Source organism: Limimaricola sp., assembly GCF_016125575.1.
Classification (GTDB): Bacteria; Pseudomonadota; Alphaproteobacteria; order Rhodobacterales; family Rhodobacteraceae; genus WGLM01.
The window spans coordinates 432,176-453,409 of sequence record NZ_WGLM01000005.1; the positions used below are offsets into that span (position 1 = coordinate 432,176).

22 protein-coding genes are annotated in these 21,234 nt (G+C 66.8%); 8 read left to right on the forward strand and 14 right to left on the reverse strand.

Going from position 1 to position 21,234, the window contains the following annotated elements:
- Nucleotides 1-177 precede the first annotated feature (177 nt).
- The gene (locus GC146_RS13565; RefSeq protein WP_291839639.1) at nucleotides 178-741 is read left to right on the forward strand and encodes a fasciclin domain-containing protein; all 564 of its coding nucleotides are present in this window, start codon (nucleotides 178-180) and stop codon (nucleotides 739-741) included.
- A gap of 183 nt (nucleotides 742-924) precedes the next feature.
- Here the strand turns inward: GC146_RS13565 and pgi are convergent, their stop codons facing one another.
- From pgi to GC146_RS13585, 4 genes are all read right to left on the reverse strand, one after another.
- Nucleotides 925-2,646, reverse strand: coding sequence for a glucose-6-phosphate isomerase (pgi, locus tag GC146_RS13570; RefSeq protein WP_291839642.1), 1,722 nt, complete (start codon nucleotides 2,644-2,646; stop codon nucleotides 925-927).
- The gene (gene pgl / locus GC146_RS13575) at nucleotides 2,543-3,214 is read right to left on the reverse strand and encodes a 6-phosphogluconolactonase (protein ID WP_291839645.1); all 672 of its coding nucleotides are present in this window, start codon (nucleotides 3,212-3,214) and stop codon (nucleotides 2,543-2,545) included. Before pgl ends, pgi begins: the two co-directional genes overlap by 104 nt.
- 25 nt (nucleotides 3,215-3,239) lie before the next feature.
- Nucleotides 3,240-4,694: a glucose-6-phosphate dehydrogenase gene (gene zwf / locus GC146_RS13580; protein ID WP_291839649.1), complete on the reverse strand. Its 1,455-nt coding sequence runs from the start codon at nucleotides 4,692-4,694 to the stop codon at nucleotides 3,240-3,242.
- A 145-nt stretch (nucleotides 4,695-4,839) separates the two neighbouring features.
- Nucleotides 4,840-5,424 (reverse strand): HNH endonuclease, encoded by a 585-nt coding sequence (locus tag GC146_RS13585; RefSeq protein WP_291839651.1) that lies wholly within the window; start codon nucleotides 5,422-5,424, stop codon nucleotides 4,840-4,842.
- A 229-nt stretch (nucleotides 5,425-5,653) separates the two neighbouring features.
- Here GC146_RS13585 and GC146_RS13590 point away from each other — a divergent pair, with 229 nt between their 5' ends.
- Nucleotides 5,654-6,091: a VOC family protein gene (locus GC146_RS13590; RefSeq protein ID WP_291839654.1), complete on the forward strand. Its 438-nt coding sequence runs from the start codon at nucleotides 5,654-5,656 to the stop codon at nucleotides 6,089-6,091.
- Here the strand turns inward: GC146_RS13590 and GC146_RS13595 are convergent.
- The 4 genes from GC146_RS13595 to GC146_RS13610 are packed head-to-tail and all read right to left on the reverse strand — an operon-like array spanning nucleotide 6,082 to nucleotide 9,147.
- Nucleotides 6,082-6,750 (reverse strand): alpha/beta fold hydrolase, encoded by a 669-nt coding sequence (locus GC146_RS13595; RefSeq protein ID WP_291839657.1) that lies wholly within the window; start codon nucleotides 6,748-6,750, stop codon nucleotides 6,082-6,084. The genes GC146_RS13590 and GC146_RS13595 overlap by 10 nt on opposite strands.
- Entirely contained in the window at nucleotides 6,747-7,379 is a 633-nt protein-coding gene (locus tag GC146_RS13600; RefSeq protein ID WP_291839660.1) for a DNA-3-methyladenine glycosylase 2 family protein, read from the reverse strand. The genes GC146_RS13595 and GC146_RS13600 overlap by 4 nt, the downstream gene beginning before the upstream one ends.
- Nucleotides 7,376-8,104 (reverse strand): cobalt-precorrin-6A reductase, encoded by a 729-nt coding sequence (locus GC146_RS13605; RefSeq protein ID WP_291839662.1) that lies wholly within the window; start codon nucleotides 8,102-8,104, stop codon nucleotides 7,376-7,378. Before GC146_RS13605 ends, GC146_RS13600 begins: the two co-directional genes overlap by 4 nt.
- Entirely contained in the window at nucleotides 8,101-9,147 is a 1,047-nt protein-coding gene (locus GC146_RS13610) for a cobalt-precorrin-5B (C(1))-methyltransferase (RefSeq protein ID WP_291839665.1), read from the reverse strand. Before GC146_RS13610 ends, GC146_RS13605 begins: the two co-directional genes overlap by 4 nt.
- Before the next feature lie 97 nt (nucleotides 9,148-9,244).
- Here GC146_RS13610 and cobA point away from each other — a divergent pair, with 97 nt between their 5' ends.
- Genes cobA through GC146_RS13625 form a run of 3 tightly spaced genes read left to right on the forward strand, consistent with a single transcriptional unit; the run spans nucleotide 9,245 to nucleotide 12,651 of the window.
- Nucleotides 9,245-10,096, forward strand: a complete 852-nt coding sequence (gene cobA, locus GC146_RS13615) for a uroporphyrinogen-III C-methyltransferase (protein WP_291839667.1) — start codon at nucleotides 9,245-9,247, stop codon at nucleotides 10,094-10,096.
- A gap of 1 nt (nucleotide 10,097) precedes the next feature.
- Nucleotides 10,098-11,384: a cobyrinate a,c-diamide synthase gene (locus GC146_RS13620; protein WP_291839670.1), complete on the forward strand. Its 1,287-nt coding sequence runs from the start codon at nucleotides 10,098-10,100 to the stop codon at nucleotides 11,382-11,384.
- 40 nt (nucleotides 11,385-11,424) lie between these two features.
- The gene (locus GC146_RS13625) at nucleotides 11,425-12,651 is read left to right on the forward strand and encodes an MFS transporter (protein WP_291839673.1); all 1,227 of its coding nucleotides are present in this window, start codon (nucleotides 11,425-11,427) and stop codon (nucleotides 12,649-12,651) included.
- 1 nt (nucleotide 12,652) lies between these two features.
- Here GC146_RS13625 and GC146_RS13630 read toward each other — a convergent pair whose 3' ends face one another.
- The 4 genes from GC146_RS13630 to GC146_RS13645 all read right to left on the reverse strand — a co-directional run bounded on the left by GC146_RS13630 (nucleotide 12,653) and on the right by GC146_RS13645 (nucleotide 17,171).
- Nucleotides 12,653-13,414 (reverse strand): squalene/phytoene synthase family protein, encoded by a 762-nt coding sequence (locus GC146_RS13630; protein ID WP_291839675.1) that lies wholly within the window; start codon nucleotides 13,412-13,414, stop codon nucleotides 12,653-12,655.
- On the reverse strand, nucleotides 13,411-15,033 hold the full coding sequence (gene cimA, locus GC146_RS13635; RefSeq protein ID WP_291839679.1) for a citramalate synthase: 1,623 nt from the start codon (nucleotides 15,031-15,033) through the stop codon (nucleotides 13,411-13,413). Before cimA ends, GC146_RS13630 begins: the two co-directional genes overlap by 4 nt.
- 70 nt (nucleotides 15,034-15,103) lie before the next feature.
- Nucleotides 15,104-16,489 (reverse strand): cysteine--tRNA ligase, encoded by a 1,386-nt coding sequence (gene cysS / locus GC146_RS13640; RefSeq protein WP_291839682.1) that lies wholly within the window; start codon nucleotides 16,487-16,489, stop codon nucleotides 15,104-15,106.
- A gap of 139 nt (nucleotides 16,490-16,628) precedes the next feature.
- Nucleotides 16,629-17,171 carry a DUF1697 domain-containing protein gene (locus GC146_RS13645; protein ID WP_291839685.1) on the reverse strand — a complete coding sequence of 181 codons (543 nt, stop codon included), beginning with the start codon at nucleotides 17,169-17,171 and terminating at the stop codon, nucleotides 16,629-16,631.
- Between the two features lie 37 nt (nucleotides 17,172-17,208).
- Between GC146_RS13645 and GC146_RS13650 the strand changes: the two genes are divergently transcribed.
- The 3 genes from GC146_RS13650 to GC146_RS13660 all read left to right on the forward strand — a co-directional run bounded on the left by GC146_RS13650 (nucleotide 17,209) and on the right by GC146_RS13660 (nucleotide 19,135).
- Nucleotides 17,209-17,559, forward strand: a complete 351-nt coding sequence (locus tag GC146_RS13650) for an MmcQ/YjbR family DNA-binding protein (protein WP_291839688.1) — start codon at nucleotides 17,209-17,211, stop codon at nucleotides 17,557-17,559.
- Nucleotides 17,560-17,615: 56 nt separating this feature from the next.
- Nucleotides 17,616-18,803, forward strand: coding sequence for an aminotransferase class I/II-fold pyridoxal phosphate-dependent enzyme (locus tag GC146_RS13655; protein WP_291839691.1), 1,188 nt, complete (start codon nucleotides 17,616-17,618; stop codon nucleotides 18,801-18,803).
- A gap of 71 nt (nucleotides 18,804-18,874) precedes the next feature.
- Complete coding sequence (locus tag GC146_RS13660) at nucleotides 18,875-19,135, forward strand: 2TM domain-containing protein (RefSeq protein WP_291839695.1); 261 nt, start codon at nucleotides 18,875-18,877, stop codon at nucleotides 19,133-19,135.
- Here the strand turns inward: GC146_RS13660 and GC146_RS13665 are convergent.
- Both GC146_RS13665 and GC146_RS13670 read right to left on the reverse strand, forming a co-directional pair.
- A complete protein-coding gene (locus GC146_RS13665; RefSeq protein ID WP_291839698.1) occupies nucleotides 19,132-19,878 on the reverse strand; it encodes an RlmE family RNA methyltransferase in 747 nt (248 codons plus the stop codon). The two genes, GC146_RS13660 and GC146_RS13665, sit on opposite strands and share 4 nt — an antisense overlap.
- Nucleotides 19,879-19,908: 30 nt before the next feature.
- On the reverse strand, nucleotides 19,909-21,021 hold the full coding sequence (locus GC146_RS13670) for a Ppx/GppA phosphatase family protein (RefSeq protein WP_291839701.1): 1,113 nt from the start codon (nucleotides 21,019-21,021) through the stop codon (nucleotides 19,909-19,911).
- Nucleotides 21,022-21,234: the final 213 nt, after the last annotated feature.

The window sequence follows — 21,234 nt, forward strand, 5'->3', positions numbered from 1 at the left end:
CCGGGGGGCGCGCGGGCACCGCGCGCGGGGGCAGCGCCCCCTCCCCGGCCGGCAACCGGGCGCCTCACGCATCCGTGATCGAAAAAACCGGGGGCGAGTGAAACTCGCCCCCGCTCTCATGCGTGGCTTCGTATGTTCGCCCCCCAGGCCGGGGGGCCCAAACGAAGGAGAACCACGATGAAACGTCTCTTCCCCTCCGCGCTGCTTGCCGCGTCCCTGATGGCCGCCCCGGCCTTTGCCGCAACGATGGGCGGCAACCCGATGGTCGGCGGCGCACCGATGTATGCCAGCAAGAACATCATCGAGAACGCGGTCAACTCGGCCGACCACACGACGCTGGTGGCCGCCGTCAAGGCCGCGGGGCTTGTCGACACGCTGGAAGGGCCCGGCCCCTTCACCGTCTTCGCCCCCACAAACGAGGCTTTCGCGGCGCTGCCTGCGGGGACCGTTGAAACCCTGCTCAAGCCCGAGAACAAGGCGACGCTGGTCAAGATCCTGACCGCACATGTCATCGCGGGCAAAATCACCGCCGAGCAGATGATCGCCCGGGCCAAGGCCTCGCCCACCGGCTTTTACAACATGCAGACCGTGTCGGGTGATGCGCTTTCGGCGCAGGTGACGCCCTCGGGCGCGCTCTGGATCTATGACGAAAGCGGGCAAGCCTACCGCGTGACGATCTCTGACGTGATGCAGTCGAACGGCGTGATCCACGTCGTCAACGGTGTCCTGCTGCCGAAATAGTACCCCCTTTTCGGTTGTAGGACCGTGGCTCCGGGCCTGTCGCGTCCTCCCAGTCGCGGCAGGTTCGGGGCCGCGGAGCTAACTGTTCAGTTGCAATTCGGCCCCGCCATGCGGGGCCGATGCGCTCCGCGCGGGAGGTATTTGGACCAAGATGAAGGGGCCTGGCCCGAAACAGGCAGTGGTTCAGGCGCCGTGGGTGCGCAGATAGCCCACCAGTGCCGCCGTCGAGCCATCCTTTTGCGTCGCGTCGGCCCGGCCTTCGACGACCGGCTGAAGCGAACTGGCGAGTTCCTTGCCCAACTCCACCCCCCACTGGTCGTAGGAATTGATGCCCAGCACCGCGCCCTCGACAAAGACCCGGTGCTCATAGAGGGCCACGATCTGGCCCAGCACATGCGGCGTCAGCTGCGGATAGGCCAGCGTGACCGAGGGGCGGTTGCCCGGAAAGACGCGGTGGCGCGCCTGCCGTTCCAGTTCGTCCCCCGACAGGCCCTTCTTCGCCATGATCGCGCGTGCCTCGTCGAGGCTGCGGCCCTTCATCAGCGCCTCGGACTGCGCGAGGCAATTGGCGATCAGCAACTGGTGCTGGTGATGCAGGTCCGGCTCGTGGCCCTGGGCCGCGATCATGAATTCGCACGGCACGATCCGGGTACCCTGATGGATCAGCTGGTAAAAGGCATGCTGGCCGTTCGTGCCGGGTTCGCCCCAGACGATGGGCCCCGATTCACAAGTCAGATCGGCGCCATCCATGCTGACGCGCTTGCCGTTACTCTCCATCTCCAGCTGCTGAAGATAGGCGGGGAGCCGGCCCAGCCGCTGGTCGTAAGGCAGCACGGCGCGGGTGGCGTGGCCGCAGACCTGGTTATGCCAGATTCCGACAAGGGCCAGCAGCGCCGGCATGTTCTCGTGCCATTCGGCGGCGCGGAAGTGGCGGTCCATGTCCTGACCACCGCGCAGGAAGGCGCGGAAAGCGTCAGGACCGATGGCGATCATCAGGCTCAGCCCGATCGGCCCCCACATCGAATAGCGGCCACCGACCCAGTCCTCGAAGCCGAAGACACGATCGGGGTGGATGCCAAAGGCGCCGGTCTTTTCAAGATCGGTCGAAAGCGCCACGAACTGCGCCGCGGGATCGGCCACAGCCTCGCCCATCCAGGCCTTGGCGGTGCGCGCATTGGTCATCGTCTCGATCGTGGTAAAGGTCTTGGAGGCGACGATGACCAGCGTCGTGGCCGGATCGCAGCCGCGCAACACGGTGGCGATATCGGCGGGATCGACGTTGGAGACGAAATGCGTGCGCGGCCCGTCATGGTAGGGCGCCAGCGCGCGGGCCGCCATCGCCGGGCCAAGGTCCGACCCGCCGATGCCGATATTGACGACATCCTTGATCGGGCCGCCCTGCCCCTTGAAGGCGCCACTGCGCACCGCCTCGGCAAACTCCGCCATCCGGTCGAGTGTGGCGCGCACCTGCGGGATGACATCCTCGCCATCGACCATAACCGGGCCGCCATCGAGGTTGCGCAACGCCGTGTGCAGCACCGCGCGTCCTTCGGTTTCATTGATCTTGGCGCCGCTGAACATCGCCTCGCGCCGGGCGGCAACGCCGCGCCTGTCCAGAAGATCAATCAGCAGCGCGCGCGCTTCGGCATCGATATTGGTCTTGGAATAGTCGAGCAACAGGTCGCCCGTCTGCACCGAGAAATCCCGCGCGCGGTCGGCGTCGAGCATGTCGGCGATAGGGCGGTCGGACGTGGTGGCGTGATGCTGGCGCAGGGCGTTCCACATGGGGCAAGTCTCCGCTTCAGTTAGCGGCCCAGTGCACGGTCGCGCCCGACAGGACGGCGGCGATCGGGGCCTGTTCGGGGGGAAGGTTTCGCGCGCGGTCGAGCGCTGCGCGCTTGTCATCACCGGTGATGACGACGTGCAGGCTCATCGCGTCGTTGAGCACGCGGGCCGACAGCGTCACGCGGGGTTCGGGCGCGCCGGGCGCGTGGATGGCAACAAGCGGGGCGTCGCCGTGCAGGGCGGCCTGCAACTGATCGGCTCCGGGAAAGAGCGAGGCAGTATGCATGTCCGCCCCCATGCCCAACAGCGCCACCGACAGCGGCAGGACGGGGAGAAGGTTTTGCGTCAGCGCCTCCAGCCCCTCTTCAGGCGTCGCGGCGTCAGAGCTGAGCGGGATCAACGTGGCGGCCTCGGCACGGCCGGTCAGCAGGTGCTCGCGGATCAGGCGAGCATTGGAGCGGGGCGATGTCTGCGGCACCCAGCGTTCGTCGGTGGGCAGTACCCGCACCCGCGCCCAATCGAGATTGGCCGCGCAGAGCGCATCGAAGACGGGCCCCGGCGTGGTTCCACCGGGAACGGCGAACGAGACGATGTCGCGTGCACTCAGCGCCTGCCGCAATTGCCCGGCAAGGCGGTTGGCCAGGTCGATCATCATCATCTCGGCATCGGGATACTCGATCAGTTCCATTCCGCTGCCTCCTTCGTGACGGCCCTCAGCCCTTGATATCACGCCAGCGCCGCCCGTCGCGATGCATCAGGATCGCGGCCTCTTCGGGACCGGCGGATCCCGGCTCGTAAGGCTTGGGCACGTCGCCGCGCGTCTCCCAGTCGTGGATGATCGGGTCGGTCCAGGCCCAGGCAGCCTCGACCTCGTCACCGCGCATGAACAGCGTCTGGTCGCCCCGGATCACATCCATGATCAGCCGCTCGTAGGCATCGGGCACGGCTTCGGCATCGGGGCCCAACGCATCGGCAAAGGTCATGTCGAGCGGGACGTCGATCAGGCGCATCCCGCCCGGACCCGGCTCCTTGATGGTGACCTGCAGGTCCATGCCTTCGTTGGGCTGCAGCCGGATCGACAGCATGTTGCGGTGGCGCGCCTTGTCACCCTTGAAAATCGAATGGCCAAGATCCTGAAAGACAACGGCAATCTCGGACGAGCGCGCTTTCATCCGCTTGCCGGTGCGCAGGTAGAACGGCACACCCGCCCACCGCCAGTTGGCGATTTCCACCTGCATGGCAACGAAACTTTCGGTCGTCGAACGGGGGTTTTCGGCATCGGTGGCGTAATCGGGGCCGTCCTCGCCCGCTTCGTATTGGCCGCGCACGATATTCTCGGGTTCGACCGGCTGCAAAGCACGGATGACCTTCAACTTCTCGTCGCGCACCGCGTCGGCGCCAAAAAGCGCAGGCGGTTCCATCGCGATCAGGCACAAAAGCTGCATAAGGTGGTTCTGCACCATGTCCCGCATCGCGCCGGACTTGTCATAATAGCTGCCGCGCCCGCCGACGCCCACCGTCTCGGCCACGGTGATCTGGATGTGATCGACGTAGTGATTGTTCCACAACGGCTCGAACAGGACGTTGCCAAACCGCACGGCCATCAGGTTCTGGACGGTTTCCTTGCCGAGGTAATGGTCGATCCGGTAAATCTGCCGTTCGTCGAAATGCGCGGCCAGGCCTTCATTCAGCGCGCGCGCCGAATCGAGATCACGCCCGAAGGGCTTTTCCACGACGATCCGGCTCTCGCGGTCGGCAATCTTGTGCTGGTGAAGGCGCTGCGCAAGATCGGCGAATAGCGACGGCGCGACCGAGAAATAGAAGGCACGAATTACGCTGTCGCGCATCATCGCGGCAAGCTGCGTCCAACCGCCCTTGCCGGTGGCGTCGATCGCGACGTAATGCAAGCGCTCAAGAAAGGCCTGCAAGGTCTTGGTATCTTTTGATTCCTGCCCGCCAAATTCGGCGATCGCGGCCTCGACCATGGCCCGGTAGGCGGCATCGTCCATGTCGGAACGGGCCGCGCCAATGATCCGGGCATCGGCCGGCATCTGGCCTGCGATGAAGCGCCGGAACAGGCCTGGCAGGATCTTGCGGCGGGCAAGGTCGCCGGTGCCGCCGAAGATGACGAGGTCGAAGCTGTCGACCGGAATGACCCGAGATACCATGGCTTGTTCCGTTCCTCGCGCGGTTCCAGCGCCGGGGCGTTAGCGCTAACGCGGCCCTGATACAAACCTCATCCCGCGAAGTCTAGCACCAAGCGCGGCGCGCGTCAGCCAAGGCGCGGCCCGTCGGCAACAGCGCGCCCGCACCTCAGGCCTCGAGTTCGGCATCCCAGTAAAGATAGTCCACCCAGCTTTCGTGCAGGTGGCCGGGCGGAAACTTGCGCCCCATGTTGCGCAACTCCTCGGCCCCGGGGCGGCGCGGCGGGCGCATCAGGCTAAGCCCCGATTGGCGCAAGCTGTGTGAGCCTTTGCGCAGGTTGCAGGGCGAACAGGCCGCCACAACGTTTTCCCAGCTGGTGATGCCACCGCGGGCCCGCGGTACGACATGATCAAAGGTCAGATCACCACGCGCGCCGCAATACTGGCAGCGAAATTCATCCCGCAGAAACAGGTTGAACCGGGTGAAGGCCACCCTCTTGCGCGGCTTGACGTAATCCTTCAGCACCACGACCGAGGGGATATGGATCGAGGTCGAGGGGCTGCGCACCACCTCGTCATAGGTGGCCACGATATCAACCCGGTCCAGCCAAGCCGCCTTGACCGCCTCCTGCCATGGCCAAAGCGACAACGGGTAATAGCTGAGCGGGCGATAGTCGGCATTCAGGACAAGGGCGGGATGCTGGCGCAACGCGGCCGGGTCGCGCACGAAGGTGGTTCTGAAGTCCCCGTCCATCTCTGCCGTCACCCCCGTTTCGCCTGCCGCACCGGGCGCCGGAACAGTAGACCGTTCCGGCCATCGAATTGACTATATCTGGCGTAAACTGCCTGACAAGCCCCGCAAGATGCTGTGTCGTTCACGAAAAACGAGCTAGCGCGGATTTCTGACAGGACCATGACAGGATTGCACGATCTGCAGGCAGGGTGCGGTAGAAGCCCCGTGAACGGGGTGCTAGGATGGCCTCATGTCCGCACCGCAAGCCCCTACCCTACGCGCCGTCCTTGAAACCGCGCTTTATGCGGCCGACCTTGACGCGGCAGAGGCATTCTATGGCGGCGTTCTTGGCCTGACGCGCGTCGTGCGCGCAGGTGAGCGGCATGTCTTCTTCCGCATCGGCCCTGCGATGTTGCTGGTCTTCAACCCCGAGCAAAGCGCGATACCGCCGCGCCCCGGCGCCTTGCCCGTACCACCGCACGGGGGCCGCGGACAGGGCCATGTCTGCTTTGCGGCGACATCGGCCGAGATTGACGGCTGGCGCGAACGCCTTGAAGGCGCGGGCATCCCCGTCGAGGCTGATTTCCTGTGGCCCAACGGCGCGCGCAGCCTTTATTGCCGCGATCCGGCGGGTAATTCGGTGGAGTTTGCCGAGCCGCGCCTGTGGGCGCCGCAGGATCAGGCGTAGCCCAACCGTTCGGCCATGAAGGCCAGCGCCACCTCCAGCCCGTCAGGGGCGATGCCATGGGCACAGCCGCGCTCGATATGGGCATAAACTTCGTCCCAGCCGGCCTTTTGCAACGCCTCTGCGGCGTCTGGCAGGCTTTGCACCGGAACCACCTCGTCCTGATCGCCGTGGATCAGCAAGACGGCAGGCCGACAAACCGCCTCGTCTGCCAGCAATTCAGGCTCCAGCAAGCGGCCCGAGAAGGCCACGATGCCCGCCACCGGGTCTTCGCGCCGTGGGGCCACGTGCAACGCCATCATCGAGCCTTGCGAAAACCCCAGCAGGATCACCTGTTCGGGCAACAGATCCTCATCCACCATCACCCCGTCGATAAAGGCCTGCAGATCGGCGGCGGCATGACCAAGGCCCTGCGCGGCCTCTTCCTCGGACGATCCGTCGATCCACGGAATCGGGAACCACTGAAATCCGAAGGGCGCGCCGGCGCAGGCTTCGGGCGCGTCAGGGGCGATGAACAAGGTGTCAGGCAGATGTTCGCCCAGCGGATCGGCCAGGCCCAGCAGGTCCGCCCCATTGGCACCGTAGCCATGCAGCAGGATCACCGCCGAACGCACCTCGCCCGAGACCGGTTCCACCCGGCCCGCATCCAATGCCCTTGTCATGCCACACCTTCCCGGTTTTTCGCCTGCCTGTAGTAGGCCCAGAGCAGCCGTGCCGCAACCGCCCGCCACGGCGACCATCCGGCCGCCATCCGGGCCAGCGCGGCGGGCCGCGGCCTGTCGGGCAGGTCGAATAGCAACCGCGCCGCTTCCTGCAGCGCCAGATCGCCGGGCGCAAAGACATCGGCCCGCCCAAGGCTGAACATCGCGTAAATCTCGGCCGTCCAGTGGCCGATTCCGGGCACCGCGACGAGATGCGCGACAACCTCGTGCGTCGGCAGCGCGCGCAATGCAGGATAATCGATCCCGGCCGCCGCCAGCGCCTTGGCATAGCGCGCCTTCTGACGGCTGAGGCCAAGCGCGCGCAGGCTATCCTCGTCGGTGGCGGTCACCACAGCGGGATCGGTCATACCCGCGGCCTGAAGCCGTTCCCAGATCGCGTTGGCGCTGGCCACGCTGACCTGCTGGCTGACAATCGCCTTCAGAAGCTGTGAAAATCCGTCCGACTGGCGGCGCAGCGGCAGCGGTCCCGTCAACGCCAGCGCCGCGGCAAAGCGCGGCTCAACCTGCGCAAGCCATGCCGCACCCTCGGCTATGCAGGCGGGCGTTTCGATGATGCGGCCGATGCTCACAGCCCGGCCAACCAGTCCAGCGCGTCATTGACGCTGGTCAGGATCGTCCCGTCGGGTGGAGCGGGACGGCGGATCATCACAACGGGCAGGCGCAGGGCGCGGGCGGCGTCAAGCTTGGCCCGCCCTTCCGCCCCGCCTGCGTTCTTGGCAACCACCACGTCGATACCGAGGGCATTGAACAGATGCCGCTCACTTTCGGCGGTAAATGGCGGCCGGGCGATCAGGAACTCGCCTCCGGGAAAGGGAAAGGGCGTGCGCGGCGGGTCGACGACACGCAGGATCACCCGGTGGCCTGCCAGCGCCGCAAATCGCGGCAATGACTGCCGGCCAGTGGCCAGAAATACGGTTGCCGACGCGGGGATTTGCGCCGCCACATCCTCTTCTTGTGTGACCATCGTCCAGTCGTCGCCCTTGCCCGGCGTCGATGCCGGACGGATCAGATGCGCGCAGGGCAGGCCCCGCGCGGCGCAAACCATGGCAGTGCGCGCCGTGATCCGGGCCGCGAAGGGATGCGTGGCATCAAGAACGGCGTCTATCTTTTCAGTGTCAAGGAACGCCTCGAACCCGGCCTGCCCACCGAATCCTCCGATGCGGGTGGGCACCGGGAGGGTGGCAGGCGATCGGGTGGCCCCGGCAAGCGAGGCAATCACCGCGATATCGCGCACAGCCAGCGCCGCGGCCACCGCCCGCGCCTCGGCCGTCCCGGCAAGCAACAGAACCTTCATGACGCGCGCGCGAGGATGCGCCCCGCACGGTCGATGATCACGATATCTGCCGCAACCGGCGCCGGGCCCAACAGCGTGCGGACCCGTTCCAGTGCGTCCGTCGCAACGACTGTGGCCATTTTTTCTCCGGCAATCTCATAGGCTTCCAGCGCGGTATTCACCTCGCTCAGCCGCGCATCGCCCAGCCGGTCGGCCAGCACGGCAAAATCGGCCTGGCTGCGGCCTGAATGCAGGTCCACCGCGCCCTGGGCCAGTTTCAGCATCTTGCCGATGCCGCCGCCGATGGTGATGTGCGCCACCGGGTGGCGGGCGAGGTATTTGAGCAAGCCCCCCGCGAAATCGCCCATGTCCAGCATCGCGTGATCGGGCAGGCCGTAAAGCGCCTGCACTACCCGTTCACTGGTGGCCCCGGTGCAGCCCGCGACATGGGCGAGCCCCCCCGCGCGCGCCACATCGATGCCCCGATGGATCGAGGCGATCCATGCCGCGCAGGAAAACGGGCGGACCACGCCGGTGGTGCCCAGAATCGACAGCCCCCCGACGATGCCCAGCCGGGGGTTCCATGTCTTTTCGGCAATCGTCTCGCCGCCCGGAACCGATAGTGTGATTTCCACGTCGGGCGCGCGGGCATGCTCTGCGGCCAGTTCCGCCACAACCTCGTCCATCATGGCGCGCGGAACGGGGTTGATCGCGGGATCGCCCACGGGCACGGGCAGACCGGGAAGGGTGACGGTGCCCACGCCGGGCCCTGCGCGAAAGACAACGCCGCCCGCCGAGGGCGCGACCCGGGCCACGATCAGCGCGCCGTGAGTCACGTCCGGGTCGTCGCCCGCATCCTTGACGATGCCCGCCTCGGCCCAGCCCGGCCCCTCGGCCCGGTGCGCCACCGCGAAGACCGGCCGCTCGCCCTTGGGCAGCGTGATGCCTACCGCTTCGGGGAACGCGCCGCCCCACAGCCGCATCAGCGCCGCCTTGGTGGCGGCGGTGGCGCAGGCGCCGGTCGTCCAGCCGCGGCGCAGCGAGGTGGCTTGTGCAGGTCTCATCGCCGGGACTATAGGCGCGCGCCCCGGTGCCGCCAATCCGTCGCCGCGCGTCGCTTGCGGTCTTTCCAGCGCGCGCGGGCCGAGGCATAACGGGGGTATGACAAACCTGCCCGCCCTTGCCGGAACCGACTGGCCCGTGCTGCTGCCCGGCTGGGTCTGGCTGAGCGGCGCGGGTCCGGGCGACCCCGGCCTTCTGACGCTGCACGCGCTGAACGCGCTGGGTCAGGCAGACGTGGTGATCTACGACGCGCTGGTCGAAGAGGCGATCCTGCAATGGGCGCCGCAGGCCGAGCTGATCTATGCCGGCAAGCGCGGCGGCAAGCCTTCGGCCAAACAGCGCGACATCTCGTTGCGGCTGGTGGAACTGGCCCGCGCCGGGCGTCGCGTGCTGCGGCTGAAGGGGGGCGACCCCTTCGTTTTCGGCCGCGGCGGCGAAGAGGCGCAGACGCTGGTCCAGCATGGCGTGCCGATCCGCATCATCCCCGGCATCTCGGCCGGTATCGGAGGGCTGGCCTATGCCGGCATCCCGGTGACGCATCGCGACGTGAACCAGTCGGTCACCTTCGTCACCGGCCACGACCAGACCGGCGCCAAGCCGGAAACCCTTGATTGGCATTCAATTTCAAGGGCTTCCGAGGTGATCGTGATCTACATGGGGATGAAGCATATCGGCCAGATCGCGGGCGACCTGATCGCCGCGGGCCGCAGCCCGGGCGAGCCTGTGGCCGTCGTCACCTCGGCCACCACGCCCGCGCAGGCGGTGCTGGAAACCACGCTCGGCCGGATCGAGGCCGATATTGCCGCCGCCGGGATGGAGCCGCCCGCGATCATCTGCGTCGGGCGCAACGTGCTGATGCGGCAGGTGCTGGACTGGCAGGCGCTGGCGACAGGTGCTGCGCCGCGCAACCCGGACCCTCTGGGCCGCGACAGCGCCGCCGAAAGCGCCTGACATGAGCGATCCCGCGGCGCACGGCCGGGGGCTGATCCTGTCCGCGCCGGCCTCGGGCAGCGGCAAGACAACGCTGACATTGGGCCTGCTGCACGCGCTGGCCCGCCGGGGCCACCCCGTGCGCGCGGCCAAATCCGGGCCCGACTACATCGACCCCCGTTTTCACGAGGCGGCCTGTGGTGCGCCCTGCCCCAACCTTGACGCATGGGCGATGACGCCGGGACGCATCGCGGCCCTCGCCGCCGGGCCGGGAACGCTGCTGATCGAGGGCGCGATGGGCCTTTTCGATGGCGCACCGCCCGACGGGGGCGGCGCCACGGCGGACCTCGCGCGGCAACTGCGCCTGCCGGTGGTCCTGATCGTCGATGCCGCCGCGATGGCAGGCAGCGTGGCCCCGTTGGTGCAGGGCTTTGCGCGTTTCGACCCCGACGTGACTGTTGCCGGCGTGATTCTGAACCGCATCGGCTCGGCCCGGCACGAGGCGATGCTGCGGGCGGCGCTGGCCCCGACAGGATTGCCGGTGCTGGGGGCGCTGCCGCGCAGCGCCGGGTTGGCGCACCCCTCGCGCCACCTTGGTCTGGTGCAGGCGGCCGAACGGCACGATCTGGCGGCCTACCTCGCGCGGGCGGCCGACCTGATCGAGGCGCATGTCGATCTTGGTGCCGTTCTGGCGTTGGCGCGCCCGCTGCCCGCTGCCCGGCCCGGTCCGCGCACGCAGCCCCCGGCACAACGGATTGCGATCGCGCAGGACCCGGCCTTTGCCTTTGCCTATCCGCATCTTCTGGACGACTGGCGCGCCGGAGGCGCCGAGATTGCCACCTTCTCGCCATTGGCCGACGAGGCCGTGCCGGCGGCCGACCTCGTGATTCTGCCCGGCGGCTATCCCGAGCTGCATGCGGGCCGACTATCGGCAAACAACATCTTCATGCAAACGTTGAGGAATGCCTCGGAGATATCTGATATATATGGAGAATGCGGCGGGTACATGGTTCTAGGCGACAGCCTGACCGATGCGGACGGCACGGCACATCCGATGGCGGGCCTGCTACGGCTTTCAACCAGCTTCGCCGCGCGCAAGCTGCACCTTGGTTATCGGCGCGTCAGCGCGGCAGGTGGACCTTTCGCCGGTGACTGGGCGGCGCACGAATTTCATTATGCCACCACGCTGACCGAGGCCGGGACCCCGCTTTTCACCGCGGCGGACGCGACAGGTGCGGCCCTTGCCCCGATGGGGCTGCGTCAGGCCCGTGTCGCGGGGTCTTTCGCCCATCTCATCGACCGTCTATGACAGATTGCATCCCGAAACCGGGATGGATAAAGCAGCTTCGATGACCGAAATTTCCGATACCCGCGCGCGGCGCAACGTCCTTGTCCTTGTCGCCGCACAGGCGATCCTTGGCGCGCAGATCCCGATGATCTTCACCATCGGGGGCTTGGCGGGACAGCAGATGACGCAAGGCACGGCGATTGCCTGCCTCGCTACCCTTCCGATCTCGATGATCGTCTTCGGCTCGATGACGACGGCAGGCTGGATGTCGCCGCTGATGCAACGGCGCGGCCGGCGCTTTGGCTTCATCCTGGGGGCGCTTGCCGCCTCGCTGGGCGCGGCGATCGCTGCCTACGGGCTTTATTCAGGCAGCTTCCTGATCCTGCTGATCGGGTCCTACTTCACCGGCATCTACCAGTCCGCGCAGGGGTTTTTCCGTTTTGCCGCGACCGATACAGCGTCGGAATCGTTCCGGCCCAAGGCAATCTCTTACGTGATGGCGGGCGGGCTGATTTCGGCGCTGGTCGGGCCGCAGCTGAACAAGCTGGTGCAGGACGCCTTCGTCGTCCCCTTCCTTGGCAGCTACATGCTGGTCGCTCTCCTCAACCTTGCGGGGTTGTGGCTGTTCTTCGGGCTGGACCTGCCCAAGGGCACCCGTGGCACGGCCCCTGATCCTGCCGCGCCGCGCGCCCGCTCGCGCAAGGAAATCCTGAGCGATCCGCATGTCATCGTCGCCATCATCGTCGCCATGGTCTCTTACGGGTTGATGAACCTGGTGATGACCTCGACACCGCTGGCCGTGGTCGGCTGCGGCTATACCAAGGGCAGCGCGGCCGACATCGTCTCGGCACACGTCGTGGCGATGTTCCTGCCCTCGTTCTTCACCGGCCACCTGATCGCCCGGTTCGGCGTGCGCACGATCATGGCGACGGGGCTGCTGATCCTTGCCGGGGCCGGTGTGGTGGCGCTGTCCGGCGTGACGCTGACCAATTTCTTCGGTGCGCTGATCCTGCTGGGCGTCGGCTGGAACTTCGGCTTCATCGGGGCAACGACCATGCTGTCGGCCACGCATGAGCCGCATGAGCGCGGGCTGGTACAGGGCCTGAACGATACCATCGTCTTTGGCATGGTGACGCTGGCCTCGATCGCCTCGGGCGGGCTGATGAACTGCTCGGGCGCCTCGCCGATCCAGGGCTGGACCTCGGTCAACCTTGCCATGCTGCCGCTTCTGGTGCTGGCCGGCGGCGCGCTGATCTGGCTGGCGCTCAGGCCGAAATCGGTCGCCTGAGCTACCAGCGGCCCAGCGCGGCACGCAGCAGAAGGCCGCCACGGCGGCGAAACTCGGACTGCACCAGCCGCCCGTCCAGCACCGCGCGCGGATCGTCCTGCGCCCCGCGCAGCAAGGCCCCCGCACGCCAACCGGCCCGCAAGGCGGGCGTCGCCGGGCCAAAGCGGGTGCCACGGGCGCGGGCCAGCGCGGCCAGGCCGGCCTTTGCCGCCGCGACAACCTCGTCCGCCTCCGACAGGGGCTGACGCCCGGCGGCGCGCAGCGCAGGGACGGCCAGCAGGAATTGCGCCATCCCTGCGGCAAAGCCCACGTCGCGCGCCGCCTGTTCCAGCCCCGCATCGGCCCCCAGCGCCAGCGCCGAGAGCCACATCAGCCCGCCGCCACTGGCGGCCACGTAGGCGTTCCGCGCTGCCGGATCGGGGAAGGGATCGCGCCCAATGTCCCAGTCGCGCGCATCGATCAGCGCGGCGAAGGGTGCCTGCGGCAGCCGCACCTGCGCCACCACGTCGGCCAGCGGGGCGACCACCTCGTGCGCGCGGGGCGGTGCGCCGGCGGCGATTTCGTCAAGCGCGTCGCGCCACCATTGCAGACGCATCTGCGCGATCAGCGGCTCTGCCGTGACCCAGGGCGCGCGGGCGACCTCGAGGTTGAAGGCATAAAGCGGAAACAGCCGCGCGCGGGCCGCGGGCGGCGCGGCCATCGCGGCCAGAAACCGGTCCGGGTCGCCGCGCCGGACCAGATCGGCGCAGGCGTCAAGGCTCACGCCCTTGCCCCGTCGCGCAACAGCTTCCAGGTGATCGCGTCGATCAGCGCGTCGAAGGAGGCATCGACGATGTTGGCGCTGACGCCCACGGTGGCCCAGCGCCGGCCCTGCCCGTCCTCGCTGTCGATGATGACGCGCGTCACCGCCTCGGTCCCGCCATTGGTGATGCGCACCTTGAAGTCGACCAGCTTCATGTCCTCGATGTAGCTCTGGAAACGGCCAAGGTCCTTGGCCAGCGCCTGGCTCAGCGCGTTGACGGGGCCGGCATCGGCCTGCCCCTCGTCATGGGCGTTCTCGTAGAAACTCGTCGTGCGTTCGCCGCCGATCTGCACGGTCACCACCGCCTCGGACACCGTCACCACCTCGCCCCGCGCATTGCGGCGGCGTTCCGAGATGACGCGATACCGCTCCACCTCGAAAAAGCGCGGCAAGGTGCCGAGGCAATCACGCGCCAGCAGCTCGAAACTGGCCTGCGCAGTGTCATAGGCGTAACCGCGCGCCTCCTGCTCCTTCACGCGGTCAAGGATGCGCAGTAGCGCAGGATCGCCCGGTTGCACCTGCAGCCCGGCCTCGGCCAGACGCGCGCGCAGGTTCGACTGGCCGGCCTGGTTCGACATCGGCACGATGCGGGTATTGCCCACCAGCGCGGGGTCGATGTGTTCGTAGGTGGTGGGGTCCTTGGCGATGGCGCTGGCATGCAGGCCGGCCTTGTGGGCAAAGGCCGAGGCGCCGACATAGGGCGCCTGCTTGTGCGGGACGCGGTTGAGGATGTCGTCGAGCATCCGGCTCGCCCGGCGCAGGCCTTTCAGCGCCTCGGGCGTCACGCCCGTCTCGAACCGGCTGGCATAGGGTTCTTTCAGCAGCAGCGTCGGGATGATTGTGGTCAGGTTGGCGTTGCCGCAGCGTTCGCCAAGGCCGTTCAGCGTGCCCTGGATCTGCCGCGCGCCCGCATCCACCGCCGCGAGGCTGTTGGCCACCGCGTGGTCGGTGTCGTTATGGGTGTGGATGGCGATGTGGCTGCCCGGAATGCCGCTGGCGATCACGGCGGTGACGATCGTGCGCACCTCTTCGGGCAAGGTGCCGCCGTTGGTGTCGCACAGCACGATCCAGCGCGCGCCGGCGTCAAAGGCGGCATGGATCGCCTCCAGCGCGTAGCCCGGGTTGGCCTTGTAGCCGTCAAAGAAATGCTCGGCATCAAACAGCGCCTCGCGCCCCTGCCCCACGATATGGGCAAAGGAGGCGCGGATATTGGCAAGGTTTTCCTCCAGCGGAATGCCCAGCGCGGTGGTCACGTGAAAATCATGGCTTTTGCCGACAAGGCAGACGGCGGGGGTGTTCGCGTTCAGCACCGCGGCCAGCACGTCGTCATTCTCGGCCGACCGGCCCGAACGCTTGGTCATGCCGAAGGCGGTCATGGTGGCGCGGGTTTGCGGGGCGTGGTCGAAGAACTCGCTGTCGGTGGGGTTGGCGCCGGGCCAGCCGCCCTCGATGTAGTCGATGCCAAGCCCGTCAAGGACCTCGGCAATGCGCCGCTTCTCGGCGGTCGAGAACTGGACGCCTTGGGTCTGCTGACCGTCGCGCAGCGTGGTGTCGAAAAGGTAGAGGCGTTCCTTGGTCATCGTGCCGGCCTTTCTTGCGAAGAAACGCCCGTGACGCCCCTGCGGGCACCCCACGCCGTCAATGTGCGGATCATTTCAGGGCCTCCAGTTTGGCGGGGTCGAAACCGACTGTCGGCCGAAGCTCCACAGAAGATTTCATCATGCGCACCTCGACGCCCGCCTCGGCGAGTGCTGCCTTCATGGCATCGACCGGGCCAAAATCTTTGCTTTCGATTGCCGCATCTCGCAATTTCATTAGTTTATCTACAAGGCCACCAAGGTTTACGCCCGCCGCCCAAGCCGGGATTCCATCTTGGAGAAAGCCAAGAAATCTCATTGATGCGCGCAGAGCGACAACATCATCTGCCTTCGACAGGACATGCATTTCGGCGATCGCTGCCGACGTATTCAGATCGTCGAGCAGCGCATTGATTACGCCGGGATGAGGTTCGCCGTTGTCCAAAGCCTGCTCGGCCTGAGCATACCACTTTCTAAGCGTTGTCTCCGCCTCGACCCGCTTCTTCTCGGTCCAGTCCATCGGCTTGCCGTAATGCGCACTCAGCATCACGAAGCGGATCACTTCGCCCGGCACGCCCTGGTCCAGCAAATCCCGCACGGTAAAGAAGTTGCCTAAGGACTTGGACATCTTCTTGCCCTCGACCTGCAGCATCTCGTTATGCAGCCAGTAGCGGGCGAATTCGCCGTGGCCGTGGGCGCACATGCTTTGGGCAATCTCGTTCTCGTGGTGGGGGAATTGCAGGTCGATGCCGCCGCCGTGAATGTCGAACGACTCTCCCAGCAACTCATAGCTCATCGCCGAGCATTCGATGTGCCAGCCCGGCCGCCCGCGGCCCCAGGGGCTGTCCCAGCCCGGCGTCGCATCGTCCGAAGGCTTCCACAGCACGAAATCCATCGGGTTACGCTTGTAGGGCGCCACCTCGACCCGCGCGCCGGCGATCATGTCCTCAACCGTGCGGCCCGACAGCGCGCCGTAATCCTTGTAGCTGTCGACCGCGAACAGGACATGCCCCTCGGCCTCGTAGGCATGACCCTTGGCGATCAGCTCGGAAATCATGTCCTTCATCGCGCCGATCCACTCGGTCGCGCGTGGCTCGAAGTTAGGCTTCAAGGCCCCAAGACCACCCCGAAAGTCGGGGAGCGCGCCCATGTCCTCGTGATACCAGCGGATCGTCTCGTCGGTGATCTCGCGGATGTCGCGCCCCGTGGCGGCGGCGCGCGCGTTGATCTTGTCATCCACGTCGGTGAAGTTGCGCACATAGGTCACGTGCGTGTCGCCGTAGAGGTGCCGCAGCAGCCGAAAAAGCACGTCGAACACCACCACGGGGCGCGCATTGCCCAGGTGCGCGCGGTCATAGACGGTGGGCCCGCAGACATACATCCGCACGTTGGCGGGGTCGAGCGGGACGAAGTCCTCCTTGCGGCGGGTCCGGGTGTTGTGCAGGCGCAGCTTGGTCATGATGCCTCGAACGGGTTTTCGCCCGCGGGACTAGCTGTTTTCAGGTCTGGATGGAAACGTGAAAGAGCGGCCCGCGACGGATGTCAGCAGGGAATAATGCAGCAAATCAGGATGCAGATGCTCTTCATGGGCGAAAGCCTTAGCAGGCGCCCCTGGCTTCGTCCAGCATTTCCGCAAGCGCCCGGATGGTGTTGAGGTTGCGCGCCGTCATCTGCACCTTGCCGGCTACCGCCCCCATCTTGGCCGCCAGTTTCGACCGGCCCACCCCCTCGGGCGCGTGCAACCAAATGACCTTGCCCCGCACCTGAACCGTCTCGGACGGCGCAATCAGCGTGGCCAGCAGACCCTCGTCAAGCAGAGGCGTCTGCCAGCAGAAAAACCCGTGCACGGCCTTGCCAGCATCGGGCGCAAAGGGGCACTCGGCCAGCATCGCGGCCCAGTCGGGTGCCGCGATCACCAGCACCGCCGCGCTGACGCCAAGGGCCTGCGTGAGCGCGCCTTCCAGCGCCCGCGCCAGCCCTTCGGCCTCGCCCGCGGCCGCGAAGACAAGGTTGCCGCTGGCCAGATGGCTGCGCACGCCCTGCCAACCCAGGCCCGCCGCCACCTCTCGCAGCTTGGCCATCGGCACCATGTTGGCGCCGCCCACGTTGACCCCGCGCAACAAGGCCACCCAATGCTGCATCTTGCCAGCCCTCCCCGTGCTGCTGCATCCTGCCCGCATGACCCGGTCTCGCGTCAATGCCATTTGCGCCGGTTTTCCCGGCGCCGAGGTGTCCGACCCTTGGGGCGGCGGCCATGACTGCTGGAAGGTGGGCGGCAAGATGTTCGCCAATATCGGGGCCGTCGCGCCGGGCGTGAATGTCAAGACCGACAGCGTGGACACCGCCGAGATGCTGATCGAGGTGGGCCTGGCCGAACGCGCGCGCTACCTGCATCGCAGCTGGGTCCACCTGCCCGACGACACGGCGGACGACGAACTGCGCCATCGCCTGACCATGTCCTACCGCCTCGTCCGGGCCGGACTGACAAAGAAAGCTCAGGCAGCACTGGCACCTTTTGACCCGGCCTGACACGAGCGTCCCGCCGCATGTTGACATTCCCGTCCGGCTGTTCTCTGGCTCGGTCCATGAAATCATCGCAACGCATCAGCCACCTCACCGGCGGCGGCTCTGACGGCTGGGACGTCTTCTACCGCGCCCGCCGGATGAAGGCCGCGGGCCAGCCTGTCATCGAACTGACGATCGGCGAACACGATATTCGCACGGCGCCAGACATTCTGGCCGCGATGGATGCCGCCGCCCGCGCGGGCCATACCGGCTACGCCAGCGTGCCGGGCACGGATGCCCTGCGCAAAGCTGTCGCCACACGCATTGCCACGCGCACGGGCGTTGCGACGGGCCCCGAAAACATCCTGATCACCCCGGGTGGGCAAGCCGGCCTTTTTGCCGCCGCCATGGCCACGCTGGATCCGGGCGACCGCGCTCTTTTCGTCGATCCCTACTACGTGACCTATCCGGGTACATTGCGTGCCGCGGGCGGGGTGCCAGTGCCGGTTGCGGCCCGTCCCGAACACGCCTTTCAGCCGCAGGCGGCCGATCTGGCGGTGGTCGCGCCAGACGCTCGCGTGCTGCTGGTCAATTCGCCGAACAACCCCACAGGTGCTGTCTATGATGCCGCCACGCTGGCCGACATCGCCGGGGTTGTCACGGATCATGATCTTTGGCTGATCTCCGACGAGGTCTATGACACCCAAGTCTGGGAAGGCGAGCACCTTAGCCCGCGCGCCTTGCCCGGCATGGCCGACCGGACGCTTGTTGTCGGGTCGATGTCGAAAAGTCACGCGATGACCGGCAGCCGGATCGGCTGGGTCTGCGGCCCCGAAGAGATCATCGTCGAGATGATCAACCTTGCAACTCACACCACCTACGGCGTGCCGGGCTACATCCAGGACGCGGCGACCTTCGCACTGGGCCAGGGCGAAACGCCGGAAGAGGCGGTTGCGGCCCCGTTCCGGCGCCGCCGCGCGATTACCGCACGTCTGGTCGCAGGGCAGAACGTGGTGCGCGCGGCACCAATGCAGGGCGCGATGTATGCCATGCTCGATATCCGCGCCACGGGCCTCAGCGGCGAGGGTTTTGCCAATGCGCTTCTCGATGCCGAAAGAGTGGCCGTCATGCCGGGCGAAAGCTTTGGCGCGGCCGCGGCGGGCCATGTCCGCGTCGCGCTGACGGTGGATGATGCGGCGTTCGAGGATGCACTGGGACGGCTGTTGCGATTTGCCGCCGCGCGCGCCGGGGCAGTCAGCCCCGCTTGAGCCAAATCAAGGCGACGGGCCGGCAACGCTCGCAAAATCCGCGCCATCCGTAGTTTATGGATGGTGTCGTGATGAGTACTGAAGCGGACGAAAGACTGGCGGCGCGCAAGCGGCTGGAGGCCAAGCGCGGATTTTCCATTCACCTTGTCGTCTACCTGCTGGTGAACCTGCTTCTCGTGGTGATCTGGGCGATGGGCGGACGCGGCTCGTTCTGGCCAGCCTACGCGATGGCCGGTTGGGGCATCGGCGTGGCAATCCACGGCTGGGCGGTCTATGTCCAGCGCCCGATCTCCGAGGATGACATCCGTCGAGAGATGGAGCGCGGGGGCTAACTGGCCTCCGTCTCCGCCTCTTCCTCGGGCCGGCCACGAAAGCCGGTCGCGACGACGAATTTCTCCGAACTGTCGGCGCGCGAGGCCGGCGGCTTGACGTTGGCGACCTTCTCGAAGCGTTGCTTCAGCAACTGCTGCAGACCAGCCTCGGCTCCGCCCGCCAACACCTTGGCAACGAAAGTGCCGCCCGGCTCCAACACGTCGAAGGCCAGATGTGCCGCCGCCTCGCAAAGCGCGATGATGCGCAGGTGGTCGGTCTGTTTGTGGCCGCTTGCCGCCGCGGCCATGTCGGACATCACCACGTCCGCCGTGCCACCCAGCCATGCCTTGACCTGCTGATCGGCATCGTCGGCCATGAAGTCCAGTTGGTGGATCTCGGCGCCCACGATCGGGTCCACCTCCTGCAGATCGACACCAAGAACGCGGCCCAACCGTTTGCTGGCCCGTTCCCCCAGCGCATTGACCCGCTTGACGGCAACCTGGCACCAGCCGCCGGGCGCGCAGCCAAGGTCCACCACCCGCGCGCCGGGGACGAGGAAGCGGTACTTGTCGTCAAGCTCGAGGATCTTGTACGCCGCGCGCCCGCGATAGCCTTCGGCCTTGGCGCGCTTGACGTACGGGTCGTTCAGTTGGCGCTGTAGCCAACGCGTGGACGAGGTCGTGCGCCCGCGCGCGGTCTTGACCTTGACCTGCAGGTCGCGCTGGCCACGGCCAGATGTGTTCTTGCCCGGTGTCTTGGCCATGCCTCGCCCGCCTCCGAAAGCCGCCCGATATCAGAACGGCGCGTCTTCCAGAACCCCATGCGCCGACATTTGCGCGTAAAGAAGCCCCTCGCGCAGGCCACGGTCGGCAACGGACAACCTGTCGGTTGGCCAAATCCGCATCAGTGCCTGCAGGATCGCCGCCCCCGACATGATCAGCGCCTGTCTGTCGCGCCCGATCCGCGGGTCATCCCGCCGCCCGACCGGACCAAGTGCAAGATAGGTGCGAATCACGGCGTCGATCTGGTCCGAGGTCATCCGCAGCCCGTCCACCTTGGCGCGATCGTAGCGGCGCAATCCCAGATGGCTGGCCGCAACCGTGGTGACGGTGCCCGAGGTCCCGATGATCTGGAACCCGTCGCGGCTTTGCTCGCCGGTATAGGGCGCGAATTTCTGAAGGTTCTCCTCGAAGAACCAGCTCATCAACGCAAAGCGGGCCGAATCATCTTCGACATCGGCAAACTGGTCGCGCAGCGTCGCCACCCCCAGCGGCACCGAAATCCAGTCGACCACGCGGGCGGCGGCAAAGGGGCCGGGATCCTGCACAAAACCACGGTGAAGCCGCATGATGGCGCGCGGACGTTCGCGCCGCGGCACCGCTGTCAGGTCGATCCAGACCAGCTCGGTCGAGCCGCCGCCGATATCGACGACGAGCAATTGCCGGGTCTTGACCGAAACCAGTGGCGCACAGGAAATGACTGCCAGCCGCGCCTCTTCCTCTGGCTCGATCACCTCCAGCTGCAACCCTGTCTCACGACGGACCTGCGCGATGAAGGCCGGGCCGTTCTTGGCACGCCGGCAGGCCTCGGTCGCCACAAGGCGCATGTGGCGCACGCCGTGACGGTCCAGCTTCTGCTTGCAGATGCGCATCGCCGCAATGGTCCGGTGCATCGCGGCACGACCAAGGCTGCCAGACGCCTCAAGGCCCTGGCCAAGCTGGACGGCTTTGGAAAAGCTGTCCACGACATGAAACTGGCTGCCCTTCGGCTGGGCAATCAGCATCCTGCAACTGTTGGTTCCCAGATCCAGCGCCGCGTAAAGCGTGGCAGGATCATGGGCTTGCGGCGCGGGGCTTTCGACCGCTTTCGGGAACGCGCCCGCACCATCGGAGCGCTTGGGCGCCATCACACGCCCTCCATTTCGAGTTGTCTTGAAGGTAGGACGCGGCGCTCTACCGTGCAAGCCCGATGACATGCGACATTGTTCGCAAACGCCGACCCGGTCGTCCGCCCGCAACCTTGCAATGCAGGTGCCACGATGCGACGACAACGGCCGTCGCTGCGCGCGTCCGCGATGTCGAAATCCGACCCCGCGCGTCGTGGCGATGCGCGTAGAGAT